14 protein-coding genes are annotated in these 12,777 nt (G+C 63.6%); 7 read left to right on the top strand and 7 right to left on the bottom strand.

Features of this window, described 5'->3' with window-relative positions:
* The first annotated feature begins 25 nt into the window (after positions 1–25).
* Positions 26–574, top strand: coding sequence for a DUF924 family protein (locus HX803_RS18055; protein ID WP_178922218.1), 549 nt, complete (start codon positions 26–28; stop codon positions 572–574).
* Here HX803_RS18055 and HX803_RS18050 read toward each other — a convergent pair.
* Positions 571–2,010: a hypothetical protein gene (locus HX803_RS18050; protein ID WP_178922217.1), complete on the bottom strand. Its 1,440-nt coding sequence runs from the start codon at positions 2,008–2,010 to the stop codon at positions 571–573. The genes HX803_RS18055 and HX803_RS18050 overlap by 4 nt on opposite strands.
* A gap of 189 nt (positions 2,011–2,199) precedes the next feature.
* Between HX803_RS18050 and yfcF the strand changes: the two genes are divergently transcribed.
* Positions 2,200–2,832 (top strand): glutathione transferase, encoded by a 633-nt coding sequence (yfcF, locus tag HX803_RS18045; RefSeq protein ID WP_178922216.1) that lies wholly within the window; start codon positions 2,200–2,202, stop codon positions 2,830–2,832.
* Between the two features lie 3 nt (positions 2,833–2,835).
* Here the strand turns inward: yfcF and HX803_RS18040 are convergent, their stop codons facing one another.
* Positions 2,836–3,081, bottom strand: coding sequence for a hypothetical protein (locus HX803_RS18040; RefSeq protein WP_178922215.1), 246 nt, complete (start codon positions 3,079–3,081; stop codon positions 2,836–2,838).
* Between the two features lie 143 nt (positions 3,082–3,224).
* On the opposite strand from HX803_RS18040, the gene HX803_RS18035 reads away from it, so the two are divergent.
* Complete coding sequence (locus HX803_RS18035; protein ID WP_178922214.1) at positions 3,225–3,869, top strand: ATPase; 645 nt, start codon at positions 3,225–3,227, stop codon at positions 3,867–3,869.
* A gap of 35 nt (positions 3,870–3,904) precedes the next feature.
* The gene (locus HX803_RS18030; RefSeq protein ID WP_178922213.1) at positions 3,905–4,246 is read left to right on the top strand and encodes a hypothetical protein; all 342 of its coding nucleotides are present in this window, start codon (positions 3,905–3,907) and stop codon (positions 4,244–4,246) included.
* A 118-nt stretch (positions 4,247–4,364) separates the two neighbouring features.
* Here HX803_RS18030 and HX803_RS18025 read toward each other — a convergent pair whose 3' ends face one another.
* A complete protein-coding gene (locus HX803_RS18025) occupies positions 4,365–5,111 on the bottom strand; it encodes a creatininase family protein (protein WP_178922212.1) in 747 nt (248 codons plus the stop codon).
* 41 nt (positions 5,112–5,152) lie between these two features.
* Positions 5,153–5,881 (bottom strand): murein L,D-transpeptidase catalytic domain family protein, encoded by a 729-nt coding sequence (locus HX803_RS18020; protein ID WP_178922210.1) that lies wholly within the window; start codon positions 5,879–5,881, stop codon positions 5,153–5,155.
* A gap of 40 nt (positions 5,882–5,921) precedes the next feature.
* Between HX803_RS18020 and HX803_RS18015 the strand changes: the two genes are divergently transcribed.
* The gene (locus HX803_RS18015) at positions 5,922–7,502 is read left to right on the top strand and encodes a murein L,D-transpeptidase (RefSeq protein ID WP_178922208.1); all 1,581 of its coding nucleotides are present in this window, start codon (positions 5,922–5,924) and stop codon (positions 7,500–7,502) included.
* A 55-nt stretch (positions 7,503–7,557) separates the two neighbouring features.
* On the opposite strand, the gene HX803_RS18010 is transcribed toward HX803_RS18015, so the two are convergent.
* Positions 7,558–8,589: an alginate lyase family protein gene (locus HX803_RS18010; RefSeq protein ID WP_178922206.1), complete on the bottom strand. Its 1,032-nt coding sequence runs from the start codon at positions 8,587–8,589 to the stop codon at positions 7,558–7,560.
* Between the two features lie 109 nt (positions 8,590–8,698).
* On the opposite strand from HX803_RS18010, the gene dapF reads away from it, so the two are divergent.
* A complete protein-coding gene (gene dapF, locus HX803_RS18005) occupies positions 8,699–9,502 on the top strand; it encodes a diaminopimelate epimerase (protein ID WP_178922204.1) in 804 nt (267 codons plus the stop codon).
* Here the strand turns inward: dapF and HX803_RS18000 are convergent.
* A complete protein-coding gene (locus tag HX803_RS18000) occupies positions 9,499–10,632 on the bottom strand; it encodes a PAS domain-containing sensor histidine kinase (RefSeq protein WP_178922202.1) in 1,134 nt (377 codons plus the stop codon). The genes dapF and HX803_RS18000 overlap by 4 nt on opposite strands.
* A complete protein-coding gene (locus HX803_RS17995) occupies positions 10,622–11,437 on the bottom strand; it encodes an alpha/beta fold hydrolase (protein WP_178922200.1) in 816 nt (271 codons plus the stop codon). The genes HX803_RS18000 and HX803_RS17995 overlap by 11 nt, the downstream gene beginning before the upstream one ends.
* Before the next feature lie 127 nt (positions 11,438–11,564).
* On the opposite strand from HX803_RS17995, the gene HX803_RS17990 reads away from it, so the two are divergent.
* Positions 11,565–12,773 (top strand): YgcG family protein, encoded by a 1,209-nt coding sequence (locus HX803_RS17990; RefSeq protein ID WP_178922198.1) that lies wholly within the window; start codon positions 11,565–11,567, stop codon positions 12,771–12,773.
* Positions 12,774–12,777: the final 4 nt, after the last annotated feature.

Below are 12,777 nucleotides of genomic sequence, written 5' to 3'. Positions count from 1 at the left end.
TCTGCGGTTGAACAGGGGATTGAGGATGAACACGAACGGACAGTCTGCCCAAGCGGTGCTGGAATTCTGGACACAGGCGGGGCCCAAGCGCTGGTTTGCCAAGGATGAGGCGTTTGACGCGACGTTTCGCGACACCTTCTACACCACCCACGTGCAAGCGGCGCGGCGTGAACTGGAAGGCTGGCTGGAGACGGCGCAGGGCGCACTGGCGTTGCTGATCCTGCTGGACCAGTACCCGCGCAATGCGTTTCGCGGCACGGCGCACATGTTTGCCACCGACCCGTTGGCCCGCCTGTACGCACGGCGGATGGTGGACGCCGGCCTGGACCAGCAGATCGAACCGGCGTTGCGCGCGTTCTGTTATTTGCCGTTCGAACACTCCGAAGACAAGGCCGACCAGCAACGTTCGGTCGCCCTCAACCAGCACCTGGACGCCAACACCTTCCACTGGGCCAAGGAGCACGCCGACATCATCGAGAGGTTCGGGCGGTTTCCCCATCGCAATGACGTGCTGGCCAGGCCCACCACCGAGGAGGAGCGTGCGTTTCTCGACGCCGGTGGTTTCGCGGGTTAAGCCTCGACAGGCACTGCGGTTTCTTTGGCGCCGGCGGGACGAAAGCGCCGCAGGCCCTTGAGGTCGACGGCCCAGCGCAGGGCCTCGGTGGCCGAAGGGCGCGGGCCGTGGCTGATCGCGTTGGCCTGGGTAGTGAGGTTGGCAAGATACCCCTTGGCGCCACCGCGCTCGCTCCAGTAGTGGGTGTGGCTGAGCCAGGAGCGGGCGAGCCAGCCTTTCCATGTGCCCACGGTCACCGGCAGGTCCAGCACACCGGCGCCCATCACCGGGCTCACTGGGCCGCTGACAATGTCGCCGAACAAGCCCAAAGGCGCCGGGAAGTAGAGGTTGGTCCAGCGCGTCACCGCAAAGGCCGCCGCGTGGTGCAGGTATTGCGGGGTGAACGGCTTTTGCCCAAGCATCACCGCCTGGCGCGCGTTGTAGCCGTAGCCCTTGGTGTCTTCAGTGGGCGGGCAGGCGGGGGCTTCGCGGCGCTCCATACGCTGCTTGAAATCACTCACGCTGCGGCCGAGCAACAGGCTGGCGTGGGCCATGGGGCTGCCGACCGTGACCAGGTCGGTGATGCGCCAGGGGTTGCCCAGGCTGCGCTGTTCGATGAACGCCTGGGCCTGCTGTTCGCGAAACCTGAAGAGGCTGCCCAGGCTGCCATCCAATGCGGTGCCAGCGGCGTGAAGGGTTTCGTTGATCACCGGTTGCAGCGGTTCGTTGTCGGCGTATCGCTCGGCCAACTCGCGGTTGCTGGGGATCACCTTGGTCAGTTGGTCGTGATGTTCATGCCACAGGTAACCGACGATATCGTAGGCAATCACGCTGCCCAGGCTGTGGCCGACCACGATGATGCGGTCGTAGTCGCCCTTGTTGTGCAAGGCGCGCAACAACGCTACGCCGTCGGCACGGATCTGTTCGCGCACCATCACGTTCTGCGGGTTGGGGCTGAGGTAGCGGGCGGCGTCGCCCAGGTACGACAGGGCGGAGTAGCGCAGGCCCAGGCCGATGGCGCCCATCAGCAGCGGAACCAGGGCGAAAGGGTTGTCGTGGTGTTCGAACTTGCCCCAGGCGGTGGCCACGGTGCCGGTGGCCACCAGCAACAGGAACAGCATCACCGTCCAGCGCGTGGTGCGCCAGATCGGCACGATGGCGTCGGGAATGTCGCGGCGTTGGCGTTTGAAGATGTCCCACAGCCAGCCCAGCAGGTGCCCGACCTTGGTGCCCTGCATCTTGTGGGCCCAGTAATACTCGTAAAAGTCCGTGGTGGTGCGGCCCGATGACTTCAATACACGCAGGTCGAAGTTGCGTGACAGTCGGTCCGGCTTGCTCCAGTAGAAGGGCGTGCCGTCGGGCGTGTCGGCGGGGATCATCGCTTCCACGAAGCCGCGCAAGGTGTCCATCGGGCGCTGTTCACCGATGCCGTGGATGACCACAACCGCTTGTTTCATGTGCTGATCATTCCTTGAAAGCTCATTCCTAGAGAACCACGAGGGGCGGGGCGAATCGGTACGGTGGCCGATAGCCATAATATTGCCATCAACGCTGCTATTCCCGCCAGGAATGCCCCCATAAAAACCCTGCATTGTCATTCTAGTCGCCGATCTCGTAGCGTGGGCTTTCAACCAAGGAGTTCCGCCATGAGCCAAGCCCCGCTGCGCCTGTACGTTGATGCCCAATTCACCAGCCCCTACGCGATGTCAGTGTTTGTCACCCTGCTGGAAAAAGGCCTGGCGTTTGAAACGGTGACCCTGGACCTGGACGCCGCGCAGAACCAGGCGGCGGATTTTGCCCAGCTGTCCCTGACCCAGCGCGTGCCAACCCTTGAGGACGGCAACTTTGCGCTGTCGGAGTCGTCGGCGATCTGCGAATACTTGGAAGAGGCCTATCCCGACGTGCCGGTCTACCCGACCGACCTGCACCTGCGGGCGAGGGCGCGCCAGGTGCAGGCGTGGTTGCGCAGCGACTTGCTGCCGATTCGCCAGGAGCGCTCGACGCTGGTGGTGTTCTACGGGCAGACGATGCCACCTTTGTCACCCGTGGCCCAGGTCGCTGCCCGCAAGTTGATAGCGGCGGCGCAGGCGCTGCTGGCGGGTAACGCCGAGTACCTGTTCGGCGAGTGGTCGATTGCCGACGTGGACCTGGCAGTGATGCTCAATCGGCTGATTCTCAACGGTGACCCGGTGCCGGCCGAACTGGTGGACTACGCGCACCGCCAGTGGCAGCGACCCTCTGTGCAGGCCTGGGTCAACCTGCAGCGACACGCACTGTAGCGGTTATAGCCATTCCTGGGCCACGCGGCGGTCCAGGTCCTCCCAGTCGGCCATGCCCAATACCCGCATGGTGTTCAAGCCACGCAGGTAACCGCGCAGTTGCTGGGCACTGGCGAAGGCCTGGTCGGCGTCGGCGGTTTCGTCCTGCAGCACGCTTTCATACTCGACCAGGTAATCGGCGACCCGCTCACGAAACTCCGGCAAGACGGCTTCGCGGATGCGGTCGAAGGTTTTCTGGTGGGGCTTCATGGCGGGTCCTTATCGTTATAGTGAGGTCGGGCTACGCGACACTATCGGTTCAAATGATAGTCACCATCAAGGATCGCAAGTTCTGTTTTTGTGCCATTAGTGGACAATTGCCCCATCGAGACGCCGCTCAAGGAGATCGCGCGATGAGGACTTTTATCCAACTGGGTTTGATGATGCTGATGGTGAGCGCCGTGGTGCTGACCAACCCGGCGATTGCCGATGATCTGCGTACAGGCCATTTGCTACCGATCGACGGTAGCGTAGACTCCCTGCAACGCGCGCAGTCGGTGGGTGTGTTGTACACCGAAAACACCCTCGACAACCTCAGCTACCTTGAGCGTTACCACACCATGGCCTTGAACGGCGCCAAGGATGCCCTCGATGGGCGCATCCGCCAGGCGTTCGTCAACAGCTCCGACCCGGAACTGGCCATTGATTGGTTGATGAGCTCGCTGCAGGGCACTTTTCTCTCGGTGACTGTCTATAGCAGCCTCGACGAACTGGTGCAGGCTCATCCCGATGTGGTGGTGATGCTCGATACCCATAACCAACTGTTGACCCAGCGTAACGATCAGGTCGAGGCGCGTTTTGTTGCGCGGTTCTATGACGCGAACCTGCAATACATCGCCAAGGCCGAAGGTTCGGTGCGCAAACAGGTGCCGTCGGTGTGGGTGCATGACAAGGCGGCGCCCGAGATTGCCGCCCAGATCGAGCAGCAGCGTGACGTGCAGCTCGATGCCTTGAAACAGTTTGATGCGTCGCTTAAAGCCCTGGTCCGCGCCGGCTGATGCGACTGACCCTTTTTATCTATTCAGGATGCTCTATGCGCTCTTTTTTCGTCCCGGCCATGGCCTCTGCTTCACTGTTGCTGGCCGGTTGTGTGTCTGCCCCGAATGCACCGACGCTGACCCTGCAGTCGGCCAAGACCACCGAAGGTTATCTGCAGTGCGTGCTGCCCAAGCTTGAGAAACATGGCATCACCTCCACCGTGACCCAGAATTCGCGCCACGCCAAAGTGGTGCTCACCAGCAAGATCGCGGCGGATGACGTGCTGGAAGCCTACAAGTCCCAGGACGGCACCAAGGTGTTCCTGTACGAGCGCAAGCCGCTGGCGTCGACCATCACGCCGTCGCGCCTGGAACAGGTCGCACAAGACTGCAAATAACTCACAATCCCCTGTGGGAGCGGGCTTGCTCGCGAAAGCGGTATGTCAGATAGAAAATCACTGACTGATACACCGCCTTCGCGAGCAAGCCCGCTCCCACATTTGGGGATGTGCAAGGCTAGGGTTTGGCTTCGTTGCTGAAGTTGTTAACCGTTTTGATCAGCCCCTGAGCAGCCAACGCCACCAACTCACCGCCTTTATCCACCGTCGCCAACGCCGGGTCCGAGCCCATGCGCCCGTCGGGGAAGCGTGCGCGAAAGTCCAGCGCTTCGCGAATCGGCCCGGTGTTGGCGATTTGCGGTGAATACTCGGCGGTCTTGATCGACTCCGGGTAGGCCCATTGCGTCACCGCGATTTCCGACGGGGTGGCATGGCTGCCGTGACCCACCGGGAACTGGCGCTGGGCCAGGTCGTTGACGCCTTCCAGGTCCCACCAGTTCACCAGCTTGAGCGCGAAACCGGCCGGGCGGCGGGCGAAACTCGCTTCGGCGTACAGCTCGGAAAACGCTGCTTCGATCGTGGCGATATTGCCGCCGTGGCCGTTCAGAAACAGGATCTTCTCGAAACCATGCCCGGCCAGCGAGCGCACCCAGTCGCCAATCGCGGCGATAAAGGTGGAAGGGCGCAGGGAAATGGTGCCGGGGAAACCCAGGTGGTGCTGGGCCATGCCGATGTTGAAGGTCGGCGCGATCAGAATATCGGCGCTGTTCTGCGCCTCATGGGCGATGATTTCCGGGCACATCCAGTCGGTGCCCAGCAGGCCGGTGGGGCCGTGTTGCTCGTTGGACCCGATGGGCACCACCACCGTGCGGCTGCGTTCCAGAAACTGCCCGATCTCGATCCAGGTGGATTTATGTAGAAGCATTCGACGCTCTCTTTTTTCTGTCTTTTATATAGGGAGACAGGCTATCCGCCACGGATTGTACGACTACTCGCCACCTGTTGGGGCTTGCAGTTCAGATAGGTCGAAGACTTCAGCCAGCGCTGGTCCGGGTACCACGAAAACATGAATTGCCCATCCTTGAGCTTGTCTACCACCTGGCGGGCCACCTGCGGGCGCACGGCCGGGCAACCCTGGCTGCGGCCGATGCGGCCTTCGCGCTTGCTCCAGGCCGGGTTGACGTAGTCGGCGGCGTGAATCACCAGGGCGCGGTCGCGGGCCTGGTCATTGAAGCCCGGTTCCAGGCCGTCCATGCGCAACGAGTAGCCATGGGTGCCCAGGTAACTTTCCTGGGTGCGGAACAAGCCCAGGCTGGATTGGTGGCTGCCTTCGCGGTTGGAGAACTGGGTGGCGAAGTTTTCCCCGGATTTGGCACCGTGGGCCACCAGGTCACGCAGTACCAGGGTCTTCTTGCGCAGGTCGAAGATCCAAAGCCGACGGGCGGTCGAGGGCTGGGAGTAGTCAATGACGGCGAGTCGCTCGGAGCGTTCCTCGCCGTTATTGACCGCACATTGCACTGCGCTCAGGGCGCTTTTAAGCACCGTGGGATTGAGTTCTGGAGCCGAGCGCGCGAGGCTGCTATACAAGGTAGGAGGGTTGCCATTGGCGGCGAGCGCAGAATTGCTCAATACAGCCAGGCTCATGGAAATCAGACCCAGGGTGATCGGGCCTAACCGGTACATAAAAGTCAGCATCTGCAGTACATCCCCCCGCTGCGGATTGGAGTGAAGCCAAGTGTTCAAAAAACACGCATGTTACTTGAGCATTTGCCTGCTCGTTGCACCACTGGTCGCGACAGCTGACGAGGTGCCATTGGCCCCCGTGCCCGTGCTGTCGGTGAGCCCGGTGCAACAGGCGCTCGCCCAGTTGCCCAGCGTTTGCCCCGACCTTGCCCCGCACATCGACCCGGCCGCCCAACTGCGCCTGCAAGCGTTCTACCAGCAGCAGGGCGATGCGCCGTTGTGGACCGAGGCCGAGCGCCGCCAGGCGTTGCACGCTCAGTTGCTGATGCTGGCGGATGACGGCCTGGACCCATCCCACTATAGCCTGCCCACGGCGGATGCCACGGCCAACGTGCTGTGCACGGATATCGGCACCAGCCAGCAGTACCTGCAAGCCCTGCAGGACTTGCATTACGGGCGTCTTCAGCAATCGCGTTTCGAGCCGTTGTGGCATTCCCAACCGCCTGCCCGCGACGCCAACACCGAAGTGCTCGCCTTCGCCGCCACCGGCCTGCAAGACATGGCCCAAGCCTTCGACCAAGCGCGCCCCAGTGCCGATCTTTACCGCAGCCTGCGCAATGCCTATTCCGCCGTGCGCCAGCAACCATTGCCGCACTGGGACCCGGTGGCCACCGGCCCGTTACTGCGCCCCGGTATGGAAGACCCCCGCGTGCCGGAATTGGCGCGGCGGCTGATCAGTGGCGGCTACCTGGCCAAGGCACCGAGCGGCAAGCAATACCGCGACGACTTGGTCAAGGCGGTCAAGGCGTTCCAGCTCAGCCACTCGTTGCAAGCTGATGGCGTGATTGGTGCCGGCACCGTGGCCGAACTCAACATCAGCCCGGCGATCCGCCGCGACCAACTGCGCATCAACCTCGAACGTTTCCGCTGGCTGGCCCAGGACCTGGAGCCCGAAGGGGTGGTGGTCAACGTCGCCGCAGCGCAACTGAGCGTCTATCAGAGCGGCATTCCCGTGTGGCAAACGCGCCTGCAAGTCGGCCGTGCCGAACGCCAGACGCCGCTGCTCAAGTCGCGCATCACCCGGCTGACCCTCAACCCCACCTGGACCATTCCGCCGACCATCATGCGCGAGGACAAACTCCCGGCCATCCGCCTCAATCCCGAATACCTGCGCCAGCAAAACCTGCAGGTGCTCGACGCCCAAGGCCACCCACTGATGCCGGACCAGGTGGACTGGTCCCGGCCCGGCAACATCCTCCTGCGCCAGGACGCCGGCCCGCGCAACCCGCTGGGCAAGATCGTGATGCGCTTTCCCAACCCGTACTCGGTGTACCTGCATGACACGCCCAGCCAGCCACTGTTTACCAAAGGCCCACGGGCGTTCAGTTCAGGCTGCGTGCGGGTCGAGCAACCGCTGCTGCTGCGCGACCTGCTGGTGAGCCCGGCCGAACGTACGCGCACCGATGAACTGCTGGCCACCGGCCTGACCCACGAGTTCCGGCTGGCCACGCCGGTGCCTGTGTTGCTGGGGTACTGGACGGTGGAGGTCAATCGCGACGGCGGGCTGGTCTACGCGCCAGACATCTACGGACGCGACCCCGTGCTGATCAAGGCCATGGGCACCGTGCTCTAACCCATCTCCCTAACGCGGTTTGTAGTGAGCGGGCAAGCCCGCTCACTACAACAGGTTATTTCAAATAGCAGGTGTTGATCCAATCGACGGGGTGGTCTGCCAAGTGTTTGGCCACCGGCAGATAACGCGGGTCCAGCTGCGCCGCCAGCCAGAACAGCGTGGCGCTGCTCTTGGGCTGCCAGGTACCGGCGTAGCCGACTTCACCGACCTTGGCGCGGGCTGTGTCGAATGGCACGTGGGTGTGCACGAATTCCTCGTGGCTGCGTTGCCCGGTGGCATAGGGCACCAGCCAATCCAGGGCGGCGCCCAGTGATGCGCCGTTGGCGTTGAGGGTGAGCCAGTCGCCGCCGATGCCGTAGGGCTTGGCCGCCAGCGCAGCTTGCACAAGGGGTTCCAGGTCGTAGACCACGTAATGCAAGGCGTCGCGGTCCTGGAAGTCGGTCACCGAACCGTCAGGCAGCACGTTATCGGCAATCTGCTGCTTGAACAGTTGATGGGCCTGCTCAAGCATCGCCCGGTCGCCCAGCGCGGCGGCGGCCACGGTCACCAATTTGACGCGATGGCTCTGCCAGTTGTTGGTCTGGGTACCTTTTTTCTGCCCGTGAAACTGCTGGATATGCGCGATGTAGCCGTTGCCCAGGCGGCTGATCAACTGGCGGGCGGCGTCGCGGGTCTGCGGGCGCAGGTGATCGGCCGTCAGCGCGTAGGCATGGATCAGCATGTCGAGGTTGGTTTCGTCGATCGGGTTAAAGTCCGGCTGGTACACCTCGGCCCAGGCCGCGAGGTAGTCGTCGACTTGCTGGAGGTAGCGCGCATCACCGCTCAAACGCCAGGCCAGGGCCGCCTGGCGCAGGATCGGCCAATCCTTTTCCGCTGCAATGCTCTGCTCACGAATCCCTTGATGGGGCAGGGTGCCTTCGGTGTGCAGGTGGGCCAGCGGATGGGGCTGGTCGCCCAGATGGCGTTCGGCGGCGGCCAGCAAGGCCTTGTTCGTCGGGTTGGCGGCGGGCTGGCACAGGTCAGCGGCCAGGGCCGTATTGGAAAACGCAGCCAGCACAGCAGCCAGGGCAAAGGCGATTTTGTTCATGAAGAGCTCGGCAGGATTGGCACCAAAATACGCTAGCACGCGACCGAATCCGCCGGGATGAAACTGCCGTATGCTTAGGCTCCCGTTCAGCTCGCCCACAGGAGCGCCCATGACCTTGCCGTTTGTGAAGATGCACGCCCATGGCGACGACTTCATCATTATCGACCGCCGTGGCCTGCACGACCCCATCACCGCACAGGTCGCGCGCACGCTCGGCGACCGCCACACCGGCATCGGTTTCAACCAGCTGGCCGTAGTGCTCGACTGTGACGACGCCGCCGCGCGCATCAAGTTCTGGAACCCCAACGGCACGCCCCTGGCGACCTGCGGCAGCGCCACCCGTGGCGTGGCCGACCGCTTGATGCACGAAGCCGGCACCGACACCATCGTATTGCGTACCGACCGCGGCCTGCTGACCTGCGAACGTGCCAGCGGGCAGCGCGTCTCGGTGGACATGGGTCAGCCCTCCCTGGACTGGGCGGCCGTCCCCCTGGCCGAAGCGCTGGACACTCGCCTGTTGCCCATCGACGGCGACCCGGCGGCGTGCAGCATGGGCAACCCGCACCTCACGTTTTTCGTGGAGGACATTCACGCGGTCGACGTCGCGGCACGCGGCCCAGCGTTGGAAGTTCACCCGCTGTTCCCGGCCAAGACCAACGTGCATTTCGTGCAGGTACTCGACCGTAGTCGCATCCGCCTGCGTATCTGGGAACGTGGCGGCGGCGTGCCGCTGGGCTCGGGGTCGTGCTGCTGCGGGGCGGTAGTCAACGGCATCCGGCGTGGGTTGCTGGACGACCGCGTCGAGGTGCAGTGCGACGGTGGCAGCGTCACCGTGCAATGGGACGGGCAGGGCGGCGTGATATTGACCGGCCGCGTGGAGCCGATCATGCAGGGCACTGCCTGGGGTTTCTAGAACGTCACGGTAAAGGTGGTGCCCTGGGTGGCGCAGGAGCTTACGGCCACGTCGCCACCGTGCACCCTGGCCAGTTCGCGCACGATGTACAGGCCAAGGCCCACGCTGCGCACATCACTGCCTTGGTCGGTGCCTCGGGTCATGGGTTCGAACAGCCCGGCCAGCAACGTTTGCGGGATGGCCGCGCCGTGGTTGTGCACCGACACTTCGCAGCCGCTGTCGCCCAGGCGTGAGGTGATGGTGATCGGCCGCAGCAGGTCGCCATATGCCACGCTGTTGGCCACCAGGTTACCGATGATCTGTTGCACGCGGTCGGCATCCAGGCAGGCGTCGCCGTTGCCTTCGGTGGTGTGCTCCAGTGTGGCCTTGGGGAAGGCCACGCGCAGTTCGTCCACGGCGCGATGAATCACCGCATGCAAATCCAGTGGCGCGGCCTTGATGGTGATGCCGTGGCCGACCCGGGCCTGGGTGAAGTCCAGCAGGTCGGCGATCATGCGTTGCGCACGCTCGGAGGACTGGGCGATATGCCCCAGCAACTGGCGCTCCTTGGCGGTACGCTCGCCCCGATTGAGAAAGTCCGACGCCATGCGAATGGCCGTCAGCGGGTTTTTCAGATCATGGCTGACGATTGCGACCATCTGCTCGGCAAACAAGGCTCGACGCTGGGCAATGGCATACGCCTCGCTCAACTCGGCCTGGGCATTTTTGAGGGCCAATTCGGTGGCGGTTTTTTCCTGCAGCAGCGCCTCGGCCAGGTTGCGCGCGTTGAGCAACTCGCGCTCGTACTTGTCGCGGTCGGTGGTGCCGAACAGTGCCAGGTCATGCACCACGCCGCCTGCCTGTTCGCGCTTGAGGCCATTGAGCAGCACGGTCACCTTGTGCCCGTCACGGTGCAGCATGTCGAGCTTCACTTCGGTGACGCTGCCGCGCATGCGCAGCATGGGCGCCAGGTGGGTCTGGTGGAAGATCCGCCCGCCCATGGTCAGCAGGTCCTGGAAGCGCCGGCCGCACAGCTCGGCGGCGCTGAACCCCAGCCAGTCGCTGAAGCGGGCGTTGGCCTGCAGGATCGTGCCGTCTTCGGCCGTGACGGCCAGGGCACAGGCGGCGCTGTCGAACAGGTCAGCCGGCATCGGCGACCGCCCATGGCGCCAGGAACGCCTCCATGGCCGCCGCACATGCCTTCGGCGCGCTCATGTGCGGGCAATGACCGACGTTATCGACCAGGCAATAGGTGCTGTTGGGCAACACGCTGTGCAGGTATTCGCCCACGGCGACCGGAGCGATCAGGTCATCGCTCGATTGCAGGATCAGCACCGGGGTGGTGAGGCCGGCCACGTCCTGGCGGTTATCCGACAGGAAAGTGACCCGCGCAAATTGCTTGGCGATCTCCGGTTCGGTGCGGCAGAAACTGTCGGTCAGTTCCTCGCTCAGCGCCGGTTGCCCGGGTGCCCCCATGATGACCGGCGCCATGGTGCTGGACCAACCGAGGTAATTGCTGTCGAGGGTGTCGAGCAGGTCGTCGATGTCGCTGCGCGTGAAGCCGCCAATATAACCGACGTCATCGATATAGCGCGGGGAAGGTCCGATCATCACATGGGCGGCGATACGCCCGGGCACCTGGCGGTCGGCGAGGGTGCCGATCATCGCGCTGACCGAATGGCTGACCAGAATCACCGGGCCGACGGCAAAGGCGTCGATCAGCTCGTTCAGGTCACGGGCATAGCCGTCCAGCGTGCTGTATTTGGCCTTGTCGAACGCACTCAGGTCCGAGAGCCCGGCGCCGACCAGGTCATACATGACCACCCGGAAGCGCTCGAAGAATTGCGGTGCCAGGTCGTTCCACATCGCCTGGTTGCAGCCGAAACCATGGGAAAACACCAGGGTCGAGGTGCCGTGGCCCATCACACTGACGTTGTTGCGGTGGTGTAGGTCCATGGGCTTCCCGGTTATGGCGTTTTGCTAGTGTGTTGGGAGTTTAGATAGTCAGGCGCGCGGGGTCACGCGTTATAGCGCCGATAGGGTAAAGTCGGCGCCTTCAGGAAGAAACTTCAGGTAACAAAACATGATGGCGACTGTGCGGCAATCGATCGTGAGCCTGGTGGCAATGCTGTTCATCGGCCTGTTGAGCACCGCCCAGGCGCAGAGTTCGCCCATTGGCGTTGCCCTCGATCAGCGGGTGATCGACCTTACAAACACCCTCGACGCGGGTACGACCACCCGTCTCAAAGACCAGCTCGCTGCCCTTGAACAACGCAAAGGCGCGCAAGTCGCGGTATTGCTGGTGCCCACCACGGGGGGCGCAAGCATCGAGGACTATGCCAACCAGCTGTTTCGCGCTTGGAAACTGGGGCGCAAGGACGTCAACGACGGCATCCTGCTGGTGGTGGCCAAGGAAGACCACAAGGTGCGCATCGAAGTGGGTTACGGCCTGGAAGGCACCGTGACTGACCTGCTTGCCCACCGCATCATCGAAGAACACATCACCCCGGCGTTTCGCCAGGGCGACTTTGCGGGCGGCGTGCAGCAGGCAGTCAATGATTTGACCCTGCTGGTGGACGGCGGTGATCTGCCGGCGCCGGCTGCACGAGAGGTTAACCCTCAGTTCATTGCGCTACTGCTGGCGTTTATCGCCGGGGCCATTGGCGGTGTGCTGATGGCGGCCGGGAAGCTGCATTGGCGCCGTGCGTTGATTGCCAGCGTGGCGGCCACGGTGTTGCTGGCGATTTACGGCGGTGGCCCTGACTGGCCGATGTACTTGCTGGTGTTGCCGTTGACCCTGCTGATCGGCGGCGCCACCTTCGGCGCATTGTGGATGGCGCGCGCGGTGTTTTACAGCGTGGTCGCGGTGCTGGCGTATATCGTCGGGCTGCTGGTAGCGGACCACTTCGTCGCGGTGGACTTCGTGCGCTGGCTGGCGATGCCACTGGGCGGCGCCTTGGTGCTGGGGTTGTATGTGGGGCTGTTTTTTGTCATCCGCGAATCCTGGAGAAAGAGCCCGCGCTTTTTCATCGTACGGGTGCTGGCGGTGGCGGCGGTGTACGTGGCGGTGGGGATGCTGCTGGGGCACGGTTACCAGGACTGGCTTGTGGCGATACCCGCGGCCTCGATCGTGGCGTTCATCGTGTTTGTGCAGAGCATTTCCGAGGGCGGTTCGGGGTCGGGCGGCGGCTCATCGGGCTCGAGTTCCGGCGGTTCCAGCTCAAGCTCCAGCAGCAGTTCCTCCGGGAGCGGCGGCTCCAGCGGCGGCGGCGGTGCCTCCGGCAGCTGGTAAACGA

Origin of the sequence: Pseudomonas sp. P7548 (assembly GCF_013386585.1) — a bacterium.
Lineage (GTDB): Bacteria > Pseudomonadota > Gammaproteobacteria > Pseudomonadales > Pseudomonadaceae > Aquipseudomonas.
This window is presented reverse-complemented; position numbering and strand designations above follow the sequence as displayed.

Excerpts from the sequence above, each read along its gene's own strand:
- HX803_RS18050 (WP_178922217.1), bottom strand. The coding sequence starts at position 2,010 with ATGAAACAAGCGGTTGTGGTCATCCACGGCATCGGTGAACAGCGCCCG.
- HX803_RS18040 (WP_178922215.1), bottom strand. The coding sequence starts at position 3,081 with ATGAAGCCCCACCAGAAAACCTTCGACCGCATCCGCGAAGCCGTCTTG.
- HX803_RS18010 (WP_178922206.1), bottom strand. The coding sequence starts at position 8,589 with ATGAACAAAATCGCCTTTGCCCTGGCTGCTGTGCTGGCTGCGTTTTCC.
- HX803_RS18020 (WP_178922210.1), bottom strand. The coding sequence starts at position 5,881 with ATGCTGACTTTTATGTACCGGTTAGGCCCGATCACCCTGGGTCTGATT.
- HX803_RS18030 (WP_178922213.1), top strand. The coding sequence starts at position 3,905 with ATGCGCTCTTTTTTCGTCCCGGCCATGGCCTCTGCTTCACTGTTGCTG.
- HX803_RS18055 (WP_178922218.1), top strand. The coding sequence starts at position 26 with ATGAACACGAACGGACAGTCTGCCCAAGCGGTGCTGGAATTCTGGACA.
- HX803_RS18025 (WP_178922212.1), bottom strand. The coding sequence starts at position 5,111 with ATGCTTCTACATAAATCCACCTGGATCGAGATCGGGCAGTTTCTGGAA.
- yfcF (WP_178922216.1), top strand. The coding sequence starts at position 2,200 with ATGAGCCAAGCCCCGCTGCGCCTGTACGTTGATGCCCAATTCACCAGC.
- HX803_RS17990 (WP_178922198.1), top strand. The coding sequence starts at position 11,565 with ATGATGGCGACTGTGCGGCAATCGATCGTGAGCCTGGTGGCAATGCTG.
- HX803_RS17995 (WP_178922200.1), bottom strand. The coding sequence starts at position 11,437 with ATGGACCTACACCACCGCAACAACGTCAGTGTGATGGGCCACGGCACC.
- HX803_RS18000 (WP_178922202.1), bottom strand. The coding sequence starts at position 10,632 with ATGCCGGCTGACCTGTTCGACAGCGCCGCCTGTGCCCTGGCCGTCACG.
- dapF (WP_178922204.1), top strand. The coding sequence starts at position 8,699 with ATGACCTTGCCGTTTGTGAAGATGCACGCCCATGGCGACGACTTCATC.
- HX803_RS18035 (WP_178922214.1), top strand. The coding sequence starts at position 3,225 with ATGAGGACTTTTATCCAACTGGGTTTGATGATGCTGATGGTGAGCGCC.